Origin of the sequence: Kitasatospora sp. HPM-01-4 (genome assembly GCF_051374625.1) — a bacterium.
Lineage (GTDB): Bacteria > Actinomycetota > Actinomycetes > Streptomycetales > Streptomycetaceae > Kitasatospora.
In genome coordinates this window covers 2685903-2701798 of the sequence record NZ_JBPQGP010000005.1, presented here as the reverse complement: position 1 = coordinate 2701798, position 15896 = coordinate 2685903, and the positions used below count along the sequence as shown (strand labels likewise).

Annotated in this window: 14 protein-coding genes; 5 read left to right on the top strand and 9 right to left on the bottom strand. The window is 71.9% G+C overall.

What is annotated here, in order from left to right; all coding sequences use genetic code 11:
• The first annotated feature begins 208 nt into the window (after positions 1-208).
• On the top strand, positions 209-1951 hold the full coding sequence (locus tag ACSMTC_RS11470; protein WP_436559562.1) for a hypothetical protein: 1743 nt from the start codon (positions 209-211) through the stop codon (positions 1949-1951).
• A 74-nt stretch (positions 1952-2025) separates the two neighbouring features.
• Here ACSMTC_RS11470 and ACSMTC_RS11465 read toward each other — a convergent pair whose 3' ends face one another.
• Both ACSMTC_RS11465 and ACSMTC_RS11460 read right to left on the bottom strand, forming a co-directional pair.
• Complete coding sequence (locus ACSMTC_RS11465; RefSeq protein WP_436559561.1) at positions 2026-2466, bottom strand: SRPBCC family protein; 441 nt, start codon at positions 2464-2466, stop codon at positions 2026-2028.
• A gap of 24 nt (positions 2467-2490) precedes the next feature.
• On the bottom strand, positions 2491-2934 hold the full coding sequence (locus ACSMTC_RS11460) for a VOC family protein (protein ID WP_436559560.1): 444 nt from the start codon (positions 2932-2934) through the stop codon (positions 2491-2493).
• Between the two features lie 205 nt (positions 2935-3139).
• Here ACSMTC_RS11460 and ACSMTC_RS11455 point away from each other — a divergent pair, with 205 nt between their 5' ends.
• Complete coding sequence (locus ACSMTC_RS11455; protein ID WP_436559559.1) at positions 3140-4417, top strand: hypothetical protein; 1278 nt, start codon at positions 3140-3142, stop codon at positions 4415-4417.
• Between the two features lie 31 nt (positions 4418-4448).
• Here the strand turns inward: ACSMTC_RS11455 and ACSMTC_RS11450 are convergent, their stop codons facing one another.
• Positions 4449-6092, bottom strand: coding sequence for a PucR family transcriptional regulator (locus ACSMTC_RS11450; protein ID WP_436559558.1), 1644 nt, complete (start codon positions 6090-6092; stop codon positions 4449-4451).
• Positions 6093-6244: 152 nt separating this feature from the next.
• Between ACSMTC_RS11450 and pruA the strand changes: the two genes are divergently transcribed.
• On the top strand, positions 6245-7873 hold the full coding sequence (pruA, locus tag ACSMTC_RS11445; protein WP_436559557.1) for an L-glutamate gamma-semialdehyde dehydrogenase: 1629 nt from the start codon (positions 6245-6247) through the stop codon (positions 7871-7873).
• A 109-nt stretch (positions 7874-7982) separates the two neighbouring features.
• On the top strand, positions 7983-8912 hold the full coding sequence (locus ACSMTC_RS11440) for a proline dehydrogenase family protein (protein ID WP_436559556.1): 930 nt from the start codon (positions 7983-7985) through the stop codon (positions 8910-8912).
• 123 nt (positions 8913-9035) lie between these two features.
• On the opposite strand, the gene ACSMTC_RS11435 is transcribed toward ACSMTC_RS11440, so the two are convergent.
• Both ACSMTC_RS11435 and ACSMTC_RS11430 read right to left on the bottom strand, forming a co-directional pair.
• Positions 9036-11339, bottom strand: coding sequence for an ABC transporter permease (locus ACSMTC_RS11435; protein WP_436559555.1), 2304 nt, complete (start codon positions 11337-11339; stop codon positions 9036-9038).
• Complete coding sequence (locus ACSMTC_RS11430; RefSeq protein WP_436559554.1) at positions 11336-12070, bottom strand: ABC transporter ATP-binding protein; 735 nt, start codon at positions 12068-12070, stop codon at positions 11336-11338. The genes ACSMTC_RS11435 and ACSMTC_RS11430 overlap by 4 nt, the downstream gene beginning before the upstream one ends.
• A 507-nt stretch (positions 12071-12577) precedes the next feature.
• Between ACSMTC_RS11430 and ACSMTC_RS11425 the strand changes: the two genes are divergently transcribed.
• Positions 12578-13915, top strand: coding sequence for a cytochrome P450 (locus ACSMTC_RS11425; protein ID WP_436559553.1), 1338 nt, complete (start codon positions 12578-12580; stop codon positions 13913-13915).
• Positions 13916-13942: 27 nt separating this feature from the next.
• Here the strand turns inward: ACSMTC_RS11425 and ACSMTC_RS11420 are convergent, their stop codons facing one another.
• The 4 genes from ACSMTC_RS11420 to ACSMTC_RS11405 form a co-directional block, all read right to left on the bottom strand.
• A complete protein-coding gene (locus ACSMTC_RS11420; RefSeq protein ID WP_436559552.1) occupies positions 13943-14353 on the bottom strand; it encodes a PIN domain-containing protein in 411 nt (136 codons plus the stop codon).
• Positions 14350-14571, bottom strand: a complete 222-nt coding sequence (locus ACSMTC_RS11415) for a type II toxin-antitoxin system VapB family antitoxin (protein ID WP_436559551.1) — start codon at positions 14569-14571, stop codon at positions 14350-14352. Before ACSMTC_RS11415 ends, ACSMTC_RS11420 begins: the two co-directional genes overlap by 4 nt.
• Positions 14572-14649: 78 nt before the next feature.
• Entirely contained in the window at positions 14650-14901 is a 252-nt protein-coding gene (locus tag ACSMTC_RS11410) for a DUF397 domain-containing protein (RefSeq protein WP_436559550.1), read from the bottom strand.
• The gene (locus ACSMTC_RS11405; protein ID WP_436559549.1) at positions 14898-15707 is read right to left on the bottom strand and encodes a helix-turn-helix domain-containing protein; all 810 of its coding nucleotides are present in this window, start codon (positions 15705-15707) and stop codon (positions 14898-14900) included. Before ACSMTC_RS11405 ends, ACSMTC_RS11410 begins: the two co-directional genes overlap by 4 nt.
• Positions 15708-15896: the final 189 nt, after the last annotated feature.

Genomic DNA, 15896 nt, shown 5'->3' with positions numbered 1-15896 from the left:
CGCCGGTGCGAAGGGTGCGGTGGGCGTCGTTGCCCGGTGGCCGTGCGGGGTGTGCACTGCGCCAAGCGAAGGATACGTGTTCGGTTCGTTCGGCGGCGGCGCGAGTGGTGATCGGCCGGGCACGCGGCCCCGCCGACGGCTACGCTGAGTGGATGGACCGGTACCCACATCCGGTTCTGTGGAGCGGTGACCGCCGGCCGATGCGGAGATGGCGTGGGCACTGCGGCACCACCACTACGACAACCGTCAGTACGGGAGAACGCGCACGATGGCCGGACGACGTCGCACCAAGCCCGAGAACCCGGTGGAGAGCGGGCCCGGCGCGAAGGCCGAGGGCCTGCTGCCCGCCGACTACGAGCTTGCCGATCTGTACGGGGCGTTCGCGGCGCACGGCCGCGAGGAGGACGACATGGACGACGCCGTGGTGCTCGTGCCGCCGGTCCTGTTGCCGCCCGAGGAGGAGCTGGCCGCCGCGGCGCTGGCGGTACCGCTGATCGACCGAGCGCTGAAGCTGGCCCGCTGGTCGGCTCCGCACCGCGCGGTGGACGAGTTCGGTGATCTCACCGGACCGGACCGTGCCCCCGCCGCCCGGCTGCTCGGTCTGGCCCCCGAGCACGGGAGTGCGCCCGAGGAGGCCGTGATCGAGGCCATGCGGGCCTGGTCGCTCGCCTGCGACCTGGAGCTGGTGGAGATCGGCACCACCGCCGAGGGCGAGCACGTGGCGGTCCCGGGCCCCGATCTGGCGGACGCCGAGCAGGGTGATCCGGAGACGGTCCTCGAACTGTGGCTGACCGCCGCCGGGATCGTCCGGGAGCTGGCCGCCGAGGCCGACTCGCTCGCCCTGGAGGGCGAGGAGGGCGAGGAGGCGGAGCGAGCCGAGGGCGAGGAGCCGGAGCCGGCCGAGGGCGCGGCGGCCGAGGGGGCGGCCGAGGAGACCGACGAGTCCGAGCTCGCGGAGCTCGAGGAGTCCCGGCAGGCGGCGGCCGAGTTGCTGGACGACGCCCTCCGGGTGCTCTACGAGACCACGGCCTTCGCCGAGCCCGGGCAGGAGACCGTGCCGCTCGGGGTGCTGGCCGCGCTGCTGGTGGTCCCCGAGGGCGAGGAGCCCGACGAGGAGATGCTCGGCGACATCACCGACCTGATGGTGACGCTGGACCCGATGCTCGGCGACCTGGCCGAACTCGGTCTGCTGGAGCACCAGCCGATCGACCCCGAGCTGTTCGAGGAGGAGTCGGACGAGGAGGCGCTCGCGGCGGGCGAGGGCCCGCTGGACGAGGCCGAGGCGGCCCGGTTCGGGACGGTCCGGCTCACCCCGCTCGGTCAGTACGGTGTGCGGCAGTGGCTGCTGGAGGACGGCTTCGAGGCCCCGCTGGTCGGCGAGCTGGCCGAGGGCACGGCGGAGGAGCTGCTGCGCGGCATCTCCGAGAGCGAGAACGTGCTGCCCGACCGTGAGCTGGCGGTCTGGCTGGCCGACCGCGATCCGGTGCAGGCGGCGCGCGAGCTGCTGGCGGCGGCGCACGGGAGTGATCCGTACAGCCCGGTGCGGCGGCTGCTCTGCCTGTCGGCGCTGGAGGTGATCGGCGCCGAGGCGCAGCCCGCCGCGCGGGAGGTGGTGGACGACCCCCAGCTGGGTGGCGGGGTCCGGGCCTGGCTGCTCGAACAGGGGGTGGAGATCGGGGCACCCGAGCGTGCGGTGGTGCTCTGGAGCATGGTGGACACCTTCGCCGCGCAGCTGCTGATGAGCGAGGGGGAGAGCGAGGCGCTGCGGGAGCTGGTGTCCGGGCTCCCGGTGGACGAGGACGTGGCGGACTTCTTCGCCGAGCTGTGGCGGGTCGAGCACCCGTACACGGCGGAGGTGCTGGAGACGGTCGGCGAGCTGCACCCGGACCGGCAGGTCGCCAAGGAGGCCCGGAAGGCGGCCTTCAAGGCCCGCTCCCGGCGCGGCAAGTAACGGACGCCCCCCGTCGGGGCGCGGGTGACCGCGCCCCGGCGTTCCGCCTCGCGCGGCTCCTCGCGCCCCGGGGCTCAGCTCAGATAGGCGCGGAGGCCGCGCTGGCCCGCGCGCATCATGGCGGCGTGGTTGGTGAGGAAGAGGGGGCGGGCGATCGGGGCGAACCGGCGCATCAGGGGTTTGGCGGGGCGGACGTCCTCCTCGAAGAGGACCAGGGTGCCCGGGCCGCCCGGGCCGACCTGCCAGCGGGACCAGCCCCGGAGGTCGCCGCCGAGCTCGGCCTGGAGCAGGCCGGCCGCGGCGTCCCGGCGCTGCTCGCGGATGGTGATGCGCAGCACGTACGGCAGCACCGACCGGATGGCCAACTCGCCGCTGTGCTCGTCCAGTTGGCGGACCGAGCGGATCTGCGGCCACCACTGGGGGTAGCGGGCGACGTCCGCCAGGGCCCGGTAGACCAGGGCCGGCTCGGCGGGCAGCCGCCAGACGGAGCGAAGGTGGTAGTGGTTGGGGTCCAACGCGCCCTCCGGGTGGCGCCCGGTCTACGGCAGATCCAGGCTGCCGGTCTCGGTGAACGGGAAGAAGGGGTTGTGGCAGAGCTCCCAGAGGTGGCCGTCCAAGTCCTCGAAGTAGCCGGAGTAGCCGCCCCACTCGGTGGCCGCCGGGGGCTTGACCACCGTGGCGCCCGCCGCGACGGCCGTTTCCAGGGCGGCGTCGACCAGCTCGGGTGATTCGAGGTTCACCGCGAGGGTGACCCCGCGGAAGGACGGCTCGCCCGAGAGCGGCACCCCGGCGTCGGCCGCGAGCGCCTCGACGGGGAAGAGGCCGAGGGCGGAGTCCGCGGTGCGGAACCAGACGATCTCGGGGCTGGAGGCGCTGGACCGCTGCCAGCCCAGGGCCTCGTAGAACTCGGTGCTGCTCTGCAGGTCACTGACGCCGAGGGTGATGATGCTGATCCTGGCCGGGAAGTTCTTGGCTGCTGTCATGCCGCTCAGGGTAGGCAAGGCCACTGACAATCCGGCCCGTGCGCGGCCGGGGCGTCCATCTGGCGACCGTACGAGGGATGCTGATGGAACGACAGGTTCTTCCGACGTATGGTTGGGCGGACGCGGCGCCGGTGTGCCGGGCCAGGCCCGGCGTGGTGGTGGCCGGAACCGACGGCCAGGCGAACACGCGGGGGTGCGGCAGAGGATGAAGAGGCAGAGGGCGGGCAGGCCCCAGGGGCCCGAGGACTTCCACGCCGACCACGAGGAGTACAGCCGTCAGGTGCTCGCGGATGCGGACTTCCCGGTCTACGGGGTGGACCGCGCTTCCAGGGGCGGGGGAGTGCACCGCGCGGACCAGGCGCGAGGTGGCGGGAACACGCCGTCGGGAAGCGGTGTCGAACCGGCCGAGGAGCGCCAGGACAGTGACGCGCTGGCCGAGTACGAGTTCCGCGGCGGTGAGCTGGACTGGGTCGAGGTCCGGTCCGGCGACTGGAGCTCCGTCGAGGGCCCGTACGTGACCGTCCGCACCTACCGGCCCGGGACGGACGCCGCGCGGTTGCCCGAGCTGGAGGACGTGGTCGAGGACGAACGCGACCGGGTTTTCGAGCAGTTGGGGATCGACGAGGGCGACGGGCCCGGCAGCGTGCGGGCGCTGCGTGAGTGGATCACCGTGGAGGGCGAGCCGAGGGCCGTCCAGATCCACGAGGACCGGGCCACGGACGAGATCCGGCCCGGGAGCGCGGAGCACCAGCTCGCCAGCGCGGTCTCCGAAGCGGTGCTGGGCGTGGAGTCCGGCGCGGGTGCGGTGTCCGAGGGTGAGCGGGAGCACCTGCGCAGGCCCGTCTGGGCCGGCCGCCTGCGGGTGGACGGCATCACCGTCACGGTGACCGGGCGCGGGGTGCCGCCGGGCGGCATCGAGCTGAAGCGGATCGAGGACTTCGAGCGCTACGTCCTGGGCCGGACCGACCTGATGCGGAAGCTGGCCGGCCGGAAGGCCCACCACACGGCCCTGGAGGAGCGCGAACTCCCGCCCGTCGTCGGCCTGGAGGCGCACCGGGCGCTGGTGGAGCACGCGGTACGGGAGTCGCTGGCGATCGCCGCGCAGATCCGCGAGGACCGGCCGCCCCGGGTGCCGAGGCGCTCGCGCGGCGAGGCGGCGGCACTGCGCTGGGAGGCCGCCGTACGGCAGCAGATGAGGCTGGCCTCGGAGACCCGGGACGAGGCCACGGAGTCGATCACCACCATGGTCAACCACCTCACCAGGCTGGCCCAGCAGGCGGACTGGGCCGTCGGCACACCGGAGGGCCTGGCCGCGGTGGAGGAGGTGATCCGGTACACGGTGTTCGCCAGCGAGGTGCCGAGTCTGCCGGCGCAGCAGGCCTGGCAGCGGCTCTGGTCGGGCCTGGTGCGGAACACCTCCGGCGCGGAGGAGGCGTGGCTGACGGCGTGGGAGCAGTGGCGGGTGGAGCGCACCCAGTACTGAACCCGCGGCGGCCGTTGCTCCCCGCCCCCGGTCAGCCTTCCGGCAGGCGCAGTTGGAGCATGGCGAGCAGCCGCTGCTGGGGCTGGGCCAGGTCGATGCCGGTCAGCTGCTCGGCGCGGCGGACCCGGTAGCGCAGGGTGTTGGGGTGGATGTGGAGCGAGTCGGCCGCGACGCGGACCTCGCCGAAGGCGTCCAGCCAGGCGAGCACCGACTCGGCGAGCCGGGTGCCGTGGCGGCGGTCGTACTCGGTCAGGGCCAGGAGCCGGGGGTCGCGCAGGCCCTGACGGTCCTGCAGGAGCGCGAGCACCTCGCTGACCAGCACCTCCGCCTGGACGTCGATCAGCGCGGCGACGTCCAGGTCCACCCCGCCGCGGCCCATCGCGTCCAGGATCCGGTCCGCCTGCGCCCGGGACTCCGGTACCGCCGCCAGACCGTCCACCGTCGAGCCGATCGCGGCCCGCAGCCGGATGCCCAGGTGCTCCCCGGCCGCCGCGACCACCTCCTGCGCCCAGCTGCGCACGGTGGCCATCGGAAGTCCGGCGGGCAGTTCCGGTAGCAGGACGTACACCCGGGAGTCGATCGGCGCGAGCAGCGCGCTGCGGTGCCGGGAGGCGGTGTGCACCGAGATCAGACCGGTGACCTCGCCCATCGCGAGGTCCAGGCTGCGGCCCTCGCCCCGGGGGCCCGCCGCGTACGCCAGCACGGTGGCCGGCCGGCGCAGCTCCAGCCCCAGGTGGGTGGCCAGCGACTGCGGCCCGGTGGAGCCCTCCAGCAGCCCGATGAGCAGGGTCTGGGTCAGCCGTACGTCCGCGGACAGTTCGCGCCGGCGCCGCACCAGCTGGGCCGCCGCCACCCGGGCCGCGCCGACCAGCGCCTGCTCGGCCAGCGGGGCGAGCGGCCGGGCGCCCTCCTGGACCCAGATGGTGCCGAGCGGCTGGGCGCCGGCGCGGATGCCGATGGCCAGGCGGCGGCGCAGACCGAGCTCCGGGTGCGGATCGACCGCGATCACGCTGTCCGAGCTGCGCAGGTGCTGGAAGACGCCCCACTCGCGGAGCTTGGACAGATAGGGCTCGGGGCCCTGCCAGCCGAGGATGGAGAGCCTGCGCAGGTCGTCGACCTCGTCGGAGTCGGAGGAGCGCGAGTAGGCCAGCACCCGGCTCGAGGTGTCCTCGATGGAGACGATGCCGCCGGTCAGCACCGAGACGGTCTGGGCGAGCGAGAAGAGGTCGCCGACGCTGTGCTCGGGGGCTTCGGGCGCGTTGGGACCGGCGATGATCGCCCGAGCGAGGGAGTCCAGGTGCTCCCAGCGGGTCTCCCGGCGGACCGAGAGCAGCGCGACCCCCGCCTCGGTGGCCGCCTCCCGCAGGGGGGCCGCCTGCCCCGGGGCGTCCAGCTTGACCGCGACGGCCGCGGCCCCGGCCCGGCCGGCCGCGCGCAGCGCGGGCAGTGCGGCCCGGCCCCGGGCGCCGATCGCCAGCACCAGTTCGCCGGAGGCGGCGGTGGCCGGGTCCTCCGGATCGAGGATCGCCACGTCCCGTACGGCCACGTCCAGTCCGGCCGGGGCGGCCTGGAGCTCCACCAGGGGTTCGCCGAGCGACATCAGCAGCTGCCGCAGGGGCAGCCCGGGCACGGCGGTGGGGGAGGTGCCGGGGGAGGGGTGCTGTGCGGTCGACATCCGTTCGGCCCTCCTTCGTACAGTCGGACAACTCTGTCTGAATGACTTTAGCCGCCTGGCCAATCAAGTGCTCCCACCTGGGGGAATACGGTTCGTCCATGACCGGCGTGCGACCCCCGTCGGTCCCCCATGACGAGAAGGAGAGCACCGCCATGGATGCTGTGACCCAGGTCCCCGCGCCGGTGAACGAGCCGGTCCACAGCTACGCCCCCGGCAGCCCCGAACGGGCTCGCCTGGAGGCCAAGCTGAAGGAGCTGGGCGGCCAGGAGCCGATCCAGCTCACCATGACGATCAACGGTGAGCGCCGGATGGGCGGCGGCGCCGAGTTCCACGTCGTCCAGCCGCACAACCACGCGGCCCGGCTCGGCACCCTGCGCCACGCCACCCAGGACGACGCGCGGGACGCCATCGACGGCGCCCTGGCCGCCGCCGAGGCCTGGCAGGCGCTCTCCTTCGACTCGCGCGCCGCGATCTTCCTGCGCGCCGCCGACCTGATCGCCGGTCCGTGGCGCGAGACCCTGGCCGCCGCGACCATGCTCGGCCAGTCCAAGACCGCCCAGCAGGCCGAGATCGACACCCCCTGCGAGCTGGTCGACTTCCTGCGCTTCAACGTGCACTTCGCCCGGCAGATCATCGCCGAGCAGCCGATCTCCTCGCCCGGCGTGTGGAACCGCAGCGACCACCGCGCGCTGGAGGGCTTCGTCTACGCGATCACGCCCTTCAACTTCACCGCCATCGCGGGCAACCTGCCCACCGCCCCGGCCCTGATGGGCAACGTGGTGGTCTGGAAGCCGTCCCCGACCCAGCAGTTCTCGGCGCACCTGCTGATGCAGGTCTTCGAGGAGGCGGGCCTGCCCAAGGGCGTCATCAACATGGTCACCGGTGACGGCCTGGCCGTCTCCGAGGTCGCGCTCAAGCACCCGGAGCTGGCGGGCATCCACTTCACCGGCTCCACCGCGACCTTCCAGCACCTGTGGCGCGAGGTCGGCAACAACATCGCCGGCTACCGCACCTACCCGCGGATCGTCGGCGAGACCGGCGGCAAGGACTTCCTGGTCGCCCACCCCTCCGCCGACAAGGCCGTGCTGAAGACCGCGATGACCCGCGGCGCCTTCGAGTTCCAGGGCCAGAAGTGCTCGGCGCTCTCCCGCGCCTACGTCCCGGCCTCGATCTGGGCCGAGCTCAAGGACGAGTTCCGCGACGAGGTCGAGGGCCTGACCATGGGCGACGTCGCCGAGCTGGCCAACTTCATGAGCGCCGTCATCGACGACCGCGCCTTCGCCAAGAACAAGGCCGCGATCGACCGCGCCCAGGCCGACCCCAAGGTCGAGGTCCTGGCCGGCGGCACCTACGACGACTCGGTCGGCTACTTCGTCCGCCCGACCGTCCTGGTCTGCGAGGACCCGGCGAGCGAGTACTTCAGGGACGAGTACTTCGGCCCGATCCTCGCGGTCCACGTCTACGAGGACGACAAGTACGACGAGATGCTCACCCAGATGGAGTCGGTCTCCTCGTACGGCCTGACCGGTGCGGTCATCGCCCAGGACCGCGAGGCGGTCCAGCGCACCATGCTCAAGCTGCGCAACGCGGCCGGCAACTTCTACATCAACGACAAGCCGACCGGTGCCGTCGTCGGCCAGCAGCCCTTCGGCGGCGGCCGGGCCTCCGGCACCAACGACAAGGCGGGCGCCAAGCAGAACCTGGCCCGCTGGACGTCCACCCGCTCCATCAAGGAGACGTTCGTCCCGCCGACGGACTACCGCTACCCGCACATGGGCTGACCAAGCCCGATCCTGGGCCTACCGGCCCGACCCGGGGGACGGCGGAACACACCGTCAGTCGCCGTCCCCCTACTCTCCCCTGCCTGTTGAACCGTCTCCAGGAGTACCAATGCTCCGCTCCGCCCTCCTCGCCGCCTCCCGCTCCCCGAAGGTGCGCACCGCCGTCGAGAAGTTCCCGCCCACCCACGCGATAGTCGAGCGCTTCGTCGCCGGTGACGTGCTGGACCAGGCCGTCGCCGCGACCGACGAGCTGGTCGCCACCGGCCGCAAGGTCACCCTCGACCACCTCGGTGAGGACACCAAGGACGCGAGCCAGGCCGCCGACACCGCCAAGGCGTACGAGTACCTGCTCACCGCCCTCAAGGAGACCGGCCTCGCCGCCAACGCCGAGGTCTCGGTCAAGCTCTCGGCGGTCGGCCAGTTCCTCCCGGTGGACGGCGAGAAGATCGCGCTGGAGAACGCCCGGCGGATCTGCGAGGCGGCCAAGGAGGCGGGCACCACCGTCACCCTGGACATGGAGGACCACACCACCACCGACTCCACCCTGGGGATCGCCCGCGAGCTGCGCGCGGACTTCCCGTGGCTGGGCGTCGTGCTCCAGGCCTACCTGCGCCGTACCGAGGCCGACTGCCGGGACTTCTCCGGCCCGGGCTCGCGGGTGCGGATCTGCAAGGGCGCCTACAAGGAGCCCGAGTCGGTCGCCTTCCAGGGCAAGCACGAGGTGGACCTGGCCTACGTCCGCGCGCTCAAGGTCCTGATGGCGGGCGAGGGTTACCCGATGGTGGCCTCGCACGACCCCAACATGATCAAGATCGCCGGCCAGCTGGCCGAGTGGAACGGCCGCAGCCGCGACAGCTACGAGTACCAGATGCTCTTCGGCATCCGCCCGGAGGAGCAGCTGCGCCTCGCCGAGGCCGGCAACACCATGCGGGTCTACCTGCCGTACGGGCAGGAGTGGTACGGGTACTTCATGCGCCGGCTCGCCGAGCGCCCGGCCAACCTGACCTTCTTCCTCCGCGCGATGGCCACGCGCGGCTGACGGACCGGACCACCGGACCGACCGGACGACCGAGGGCGGCACTTCCCGATGGCAGGGGGCCGCCCTCGGTGTTTCCCGTCCGGCGGAGGGGAGAACACCGGAGCCCGCCGGAGCGGGCCGGGGTCACTCGTTGCGCAGCACCTCGGCGATCGGCAGCCGCGCCGCCGTGCGGGACGGGACGAGCGCGCCGAGGACGGCGATGAACACACCCGCCAGCCCGAGGAGGGCCAGCTGCGGGGCGTGGAACACATGGATCATCCGGTCCGAGAACACCATGATCGGGACGTGTTCGACGATCAGGCGGTGGGCGACCATCCCGAGCGGGATGCCGATCATCCCGCTGACCACGCCCAGCCAGGCGACCGAGGTCACCGTCATCGCGACGGCCTGACGCGGCGTCATGCCGATGGACTTGAGCATGCCCAGGTCCCTGCGGCGCTCCCGGACGGTCAGCAGCACGGTGTTGAAGACACCGAGTGAGGCGACCACGCAGAGCAGGACGGTGAAGATCGTCGAGAAGGTGATGACCGACGCCACGGGGCCGCCGGCGTCGTGGGTGACCACGGACGGATAGAGGCCCGGGTCGGCGTCGCTGATCGCCTTGGTGTACGCGCCGGCGTCGGCGCCCTGAGCGAGCCGGACGTCGTACTCGACCACGTACGGCTTCGAGGTGAGTTCGGCCAGGGTCGCCGCGTTGGACTGCACCGCCTGGGCGTTGGCCTCGACGGGTTCGCCGACGATGGTCACGGACGTCCTGCGGCCGTCCAGGTCCAGGGTGAGCCGGTCGCCGAGCCCCAGCCCGTGCTGTGCGAGGAACGCCGGTCCGGCACTCACCTCGCCGGGGCCGGTCGCCATCCGGCCCTTGATGACACGGAGCGGGCGGGAGACGTCGTCGCCGCCGTAGAAGTCGCCGAAGACGGGCTGGGTGTAGCCGACCAGGCCGACCCGCACCAGCGAGCGCGAGGTGACCTGCTCGGCGCCGGGCGTGGACCGCAGCAGGGCGTCGATCTTCGCGGTGGTCAGCTTCGGCACCCTCTGGAGCCCGCCCGGTTTGCCCAGCTGGACGTTGACGTGGGTACGGCCGCTGTCGGCCGGTGCTTCCGCGGAGGCGACCAGGGTGCTGCTCAGGCCGGTGGCGAAGGTCACCGTGACCACGCCGAGAACGATGGACGACATGGTGAGCGCCGTCCGGGCGGGACGGGCGAAGGGGTGGCCGAGGCCCAGGCTGACCGAGCGCGGCAGCCGGGTGCCGCTGAGCCAGCGCTGGACCCGCAGCCCGCGCCCGGTCCGCGGCGCGCTGCCGGCGGTGATCGCCTCGGCGGCGGAGATCCGGTGGGCGCGCGAGGCCGGGACGAACGCGGCCAGGGCGACCAGCACCGGCACGGCCACCAGGCAGAGAACCGGCAGCCAGGCCGGGGGGTCGAGCGTGGCGGTACCGACGTCGACCCCGCTGAAGGCGACGTCGATGAGCGGCTGGGCCAGGGCCCAGCCGGCCACGGTGCCGAGGACGCTGCCGACGGTCGCGGGGACCGAGACCATGGTGAGGTAGACCGTGACCACCTGACGCGGGGTGAAACCGATCGCCTTGAGCACGCCGATGTGCCGGTAGCCGGACACCACCGCGCCGCTCACCACATTGCCGACGATCAGCACGGCGACCACAAGACCGAGTCCGCCGAAGACCGACATGAACGGCAGGTAGGAGTCGGCCGACACGGAGAACGCCTGCTTGAGGACGAGGTAGGACTGCGTACTGGTCAGCGCGTCCTCGGGCAGGCCCTCGGTGGCCCCGGCCAGGCCCGCCCTGAGCTGCTGGTCGGTCGAGGAGCCGGCGAAGCGGTAGAGCATCTGCTCGCCCGTGGGGTGGAGGGCGGCCATCTGCTCGGGGGTGACCCAGCCGCCCGCGGACTTGCTCATGCTGTCGGCGAAACCGACCACGGTGAGCGTGGTGCCCTCGCCGAAGGTGATCCGCCGGCCCAGCAGGCCGTCGGGGTGGCCGCCGCTCTGGAGGACGATCTCACCTGGCTTGGCGGCCCAGCGGCCCGCGGCCAGCTCGGGCCGGTCCACCGGGCCCGCCGGGTCGGCCCGGCCGACCACGGTCAGCGGGCTGGGCGGGTGGCCCAGCCAGTTGGTGGGGATGTCCAGGACGACCTGGGCGAACGGTCCGGCGGCGGCCTCGACGCCCGGACGGTGGGCGGTTTCGGCCAGCCGCTCCGCCGGGGCCTTGACCGCGTCGAAGGTCGCGACCACCTGGGCGCCGCGCTGGGCGTCGAAGGCGGCGTCGAACGGCGCCCGGGCGGCGCTCATCACCGCGAGCGCGAGCAGGATGGTCGTGGTCGAGCAGAAGACGACCAGGCCGATCACGATGGTCTGGATCCTGCGGCGCTTGACGGCCGCGCGGGAGGCCCGCCACACGGCCCCGGTCATGCCGTCGACTCCAGGGCGGACTCGCGGGCGACCCTGCCGTCGGCGAACTCGACCAGGCGGCTGGCGCAGCGGGTGGCCAGCTGCGGGTCGTGGGTGACGATCAGCAGGGTCTGGCCGATCTGGTTGAGGTCGATCAGCAGGTCCATCACCTGCTCGCCGGACTTGCTGTCCAGGGCGCCGGTCGGCTCGTCCGCGAGCAGCAGCGCCGGGCGGTTCATCAGCGCCCGGGCCACGGCGACGCGTTGGCGTTCACCGCCGCTGAGGGTGGCCGGGTAGGTGTCCTTGCGGTGGGCGATGCCCAGTTCGTCGAGGAGTTCGAGGGCGCGCCGGCGGGCCTGGCGGGCCGAGGTGCCGGTCAGCTGGGCGGCGAGCGCGACGTTGTCCAGGGCCGGCAGGTCGTCGATCAGGTTGAAGAACTGGAAGATCATGCCGATGTTGCGGCGCCGGAACAGGGCCAGCCCGGTCTCGTTCAGCCGGCCGAGGTCCTGGCCGTGGACGCGGACCGTGCCGGAGGTCGGCCGGTCCAGCCCGGCCACCATGTTCAGCAGGGTGGACTTGCCGCAGCCGGAGGGGCCCATCACGGCGACCGCCTCGCCGGCCCGGATCGTCAGGTCGACGCCGTCCAGGGCCTTGGCGTCGCCGAACTCCTTGCGCACCCCGGACAGCTGGACGACGGGCGACGCCGTGCCGTCCCGCCCGGGCCCGGTGGTCCCGTCGTGATCAGTGGTCATGCCACGAAACTAGAGGTCACGGGCCGGTTCCGGCGTCCCACCCCGGATGTAGTTCGGCAGGGCGGTAGTACCGGGGATGTACCGACGAGCCGCTCAGCGGTCCACGCCGTTCTGCGGGCCACGCCGTTCCGCGGTCCACGCCGCTCCGCCCGGGTTCCGGCCGCCGGAAGCCGACCGCTCAGAAGCCCGTGGTGTCCAAGGTGAGGTCGCGGGCCAACAGAGGGCGGCTCGCAGATGACAGAGTTGTACGACCTCGTCAAAGCGCCGGACAGGCGCGCGCTCGGGCGCTACGTTGACGTTCTGCGGGGCTGGATGCGCGGTGGTGAACGGTGGGGCGCGCCATGGCCGCCGTGCGCCTGTGCCCGGCGGACCCGTCGCCCGGCCGCAGTGGGCCGGGCCGCCGGTTGAGGCCGGCAGACCCCGCAGGCCGGTCCTTCGCGCGTTGCCGGACCGGTTGACCACTCCCGACTCGGTTCAGGAGGCAGAGTGCCGTCTTCACCACCCGTCATGGCACGCGGAGCGCTGCCCGTGCTCGGCCATCTGGGCCGGATCCTGCGCGACCCCATGGAATTCTTCACCGTCGCACGGGAGTTGGGGCCAGTGGTGGGAATCCGGCTCGGCCCGCGCACGGCGTACCTGGTCACCGCCCCGGACCTGGTCCGGGAGATGCTGGTGGGCGGCTACCGCGAGTTCGACAAGGGCGGGTCGTACTTCGACGCCGTCCGGTCCCTGGCCGGCAACGGGCTGGCGACCTGCTCGGCACAGGACCACATGCGTCAACGCCCTTTGATGCAACCGGCGTTCCATTCGTCCGTGCTGCCGAGCTACACCGAGGTGATGGGCGCCTGCGTGGAGGAGGTCACCGGGGAGTGGCGGCCGGGCGGCACCCTGGAGCTCGACGAGGAGATGCGGCGGCTCACCTCCCTGGTGGCGACCCGCACCCTGATGACCTCCGAGGAGGGCGCCCAGGCCGCGGCGGACGTGGCCCGCGCGCTGCCGCTGCTGCTGCCCGCGCTGCACCGGCGAGTCCTCATACCCGTGAACTGGGTCCACCGGCTGCCGACGCCCGGGAACCGGCGCTTCGAACGGACCCAGGCCGGCCTGCGCGCCTCCGTCGACCAGGTGATCGCCCAGTACCGGCGCAGTGGCGTGGACCAGGGGGACCTGCTGTCCCTGATCATGGCGGCCCGCAGCGAGGGGGACGGGACGGGCCTGAGCGACGCCGAGATCCACGACCAGATCATGTCGGTGCTGCTCGCGGGCATCGAGACCACCGCCAGCCTGCTCTCCTGGACCTTCCACTTGCTGTCCCGGCACCCCGATGTCAGGAAGAAACTGGTGGCGGAGGTGGGGGAGGTCCTGGACGGCGGCCGGACCGCGACCTACCGGGACCTGACCCAACTCCGTTACTGCAAACGCGTGCTGACCGAGAGCATGCGCCTCTACCCGCCCGGCGCCCTGCTGTCGAGGGTCACCACCAAGGACGTGGAACTGGCCGGGACACCGATCCCCGCCGGCAGCGACGTACTCTTCTGCACCTACTCGCTCCACCGGGACCCGCAGGTCTTCGCGGAGTCGGAGGTCTTCGACCCGGACCGCTGGCTCCCGGAACGGGTCACCCCCGCCCAACGGAAGGGCTTCTTCCCCCTGGGCGCCGGGCGGCGCAAGTGCATCGGCGACTCGTTCGGCCTGATCGAGGCCGCCATCGCCCTGGCCACGATCACCGCCCGCTGGCACTTCAGACCCGTGGACACACGCCCCGTCCGCCCGGTCCTGCGCACCACGCTGATGCCCTCGTCACTGCGCATGACCGTCGAGCGGCGGGAGGTTGGCGGGCGGGGGTGAGGAGCCGCCCGGCCGGGCGGGGCTGGGTCAGGCGTGGTCCAGGACGCTGTGCTCGCTGAGGTCGGGGGCGTGGCGTGCCACGGTTCGGTAGTCCGCATCGTCATGGAGAACGGTGAGCCCGTGGTGTGCGGCTGTCGCTGCGATCAAGAGGTCGACTGCGGAGGCGCTTCGATGTTGGCTGGCGAGAGCCATGCGGCGCTGTACGGTGTCGATCCAACGTCCCGCACTCTTCGGTACTGATACGTCCGGGTAGAGGTCGGCGAACATCTCGGAGATCTCATCGTATTCCCGGCCGTCGCGTGCGCTGTAGAGGAACTCGGCGCGCTGCGGGTAGCACGACGCGATAGACCCCGCGTCGATCGCGTCGCGCCAGATGGCCTGCAGCTTCGGCTCGCGCAGCAGCCGGAAAAGGGCAGAGGTGTCTAGTAGATAGATCACCGGGTGTCCTTCTCGGCCTGGTGCAGACGCTCAGCGTGCTCGACAGCTTCCCACCGTTGCGCCCGCTCGAAGTGTCGGCTGATGCGAGCCGCACGCTCTTGCTGCTCGGCGTAGAAACGCAAGGCGAGGTTGACGGCGTCCTTCTTGGTCCGCACGCCGGCGAGAGCCATCGCACGCTCCAGCGCCTCTTCGTCGATGTCGATCTGTGTCACGGACATCCGGCACCTCCCGGCGATCGATGTTGGCTATATACGTCCCACTGTACGTCGCCAACAATGGCGACCGCGCGGCGGAGCTCAGTCGATGCTCTGTCGGGCGGCGTAGGCGACGAACTCGGCCCACGCGGCTGGGGTGAAGGCGAGTTGGGGGCCGTCCTTGTCCTTGGAGTCGCGGACGTGGACGGTGCCGGGGCAGGCGGCCACCTCGATGCAGTCGCCGCCCTGGGTGCCGCTGTGGCTGGACTTGTGCCAGGAGAGGGCGACCTCGATGCAGTTGCCGCCCCCGGTGCCGCTGTAGCTGGACTTGAACCACACCAGCTCGGTGCTCATAGCTCCTCCGCCAACTTGCTGATGAACTGCGCAGACTCCTCGGGGCTGAGAGCCCTCCGCAGGATCATTGCATGGCGCTGAGTCAGCAGGCTCACCTTTTCACGGTCCGCGTAGAGCAGGCCTGTTGCCTGCCCCTCCTCATAGGCGAGGTGCTCGTGGTCGGGTGTCTCCAGCAGGACGAACGGGCCGTTGACTCCGGGGTGGGCACCAACGGCAGACACGACCTGGACGGTCACATGGCGGGGCTCTCCGGCGGCCAGCAGATGGCGCAGCTGGTCGGCATGCGTCTCCGGGGCGGTGACGGGACGGCGCAGCGCGGCCTCGTCGATCACGAAGTTGAACGACTTGGTCTGCTTCGACAGCAGGGACTGCCGCCCGAGCCGGGCGGTGACCCGTTCTTCGACGGTCTCGTCATCCAGCGGCGGCCAGTGGGCGTTGAGAAGAGCCCGTGCCGTTGCCTCCGTCTGCAGCAGGCCGGGGATGAGCTGGCTCTCGTACGAGCTGAGCACGATGGCCTCAGCCTCGTACCGCATGAAGTCCATGGCGAATGACTCGAACTTCTCCGGCTTCAGGTAGGCCGTCGCGGCGACCAGCATCCCCTGCGCGCCGCAGAGGTCGTCCGCGACTTCGAGCAGCTGGAGCGTTGGTCTCCGCCGCCCCTGCTCCATCGACCTGATGCTCTCTTCGCCGTAGTGCGCGGCCTTGCCCAACTCCTCGCGGCTCACGCCCGCGCGGGTGCGCCACAGCTTGATCTGGTTGCCGCAGTACCGCCACGCCATCGGCGGCTGGGCCGTTTCGCTTGTCATCCGGTACACCCCCGGTCTGCTTCGGGTATCCCCCGCTCGTTCCCGAGGCTAGGGTCCGAGCCGTGCGACAGGAGAGGAAATCGGCGAACTGACCACGTTCGAGTGACACTTGAGGGGTCGCCCAGTGCCATCATGCATAAAGTACGACTGATGGCAGAATGTAGTTGGCTTGCCACGATGCGTGTACGG

Coding starts and splice junctions, on each gene's coding strand:
- ACSMTC_RS11470 (WP_436559562.1), top strand. CDS start 209: ATGGCGTGGGCACTGCGGCACCACCACTACGACAACCGTCAGTACGGG.
- ACSMTC_RS11460 (WP_436559560.1), bottom strand. CDS start 2,934: ATGACAGCAGCCAAGAACTTCCCGGCCAGGATCAGCATCATCACCCTC.
- ACSMTC_RS11455 (WP_436559559.1), top strand. CDS start 3,140: ATGAAGAGGCAGAGGGCGGGCAGGCCCCAGGGGCCCGAGGACTTCCAC.
- ACSMTC_RS11450 (WP_436559558.1), bottom strand. CDS start 6,092: ATGTCGACCGCACAGCACCCCTCCCCCGGCACCTCCCCCACCGCCGTG.
- pruA (WP_436559557.1), top strand. CDS start 6,245: ATGGATGCTGTGACCCAGGTCCCCGCGCCGGTGAACGAGCCGGTCCAC.
- ACSMTC_RS11440 (WP_436559556.1), top strand. CDS start 7,983: ATGCTCCGCTCCGCCCTCCTCGCCGCCTCCCGCTCCCCGAAGGTGCGC.
- ACSMTC_RS11435 (WP_436559555.1), bottom strand. CDS start 11,339: ATGACCGGGGCCGTGTGGCGGGCCTCCCGCGCGGCCGTCAAGCGCCGC.
- ACSMTC_RS11430 (WP_436559554.1), bottom strand. CDS start 12,070: ATGACCACTGATCACGACGGGACCACCGGGCCCGGGCGGGACGGCACG.
- ACSMTC_RS11425 (WP_436559553.1), top strand. CDS start 12,578: ATGGCACGCGGAGCGCTGCCCGTGCTCGGCCATCTGGGCCGGATCCTG.
- ACSMTC_RS11415 (WP_436559551.1), bottom strand. CDS start 14,571: ATGTCCGTGACACAGATCGACATCGACGAAGAGGCGCTGGAGCGTGCG.
- ACSMTC_RS11410 (WP_436559550.1), bottom strand. CDS start 14,901: ATGAGCACCGAGCTGGTGTGGTTCAAGTCCAGCTACAGCGGCACCGGG.
- ACSMTC_RS11405 (WP_436559549.1), bottom strand. CDS start 15,707: ATGACAAGCGAAACGGCCCAGCCGCCGATGGCGTGGCGGTACTGCGGC.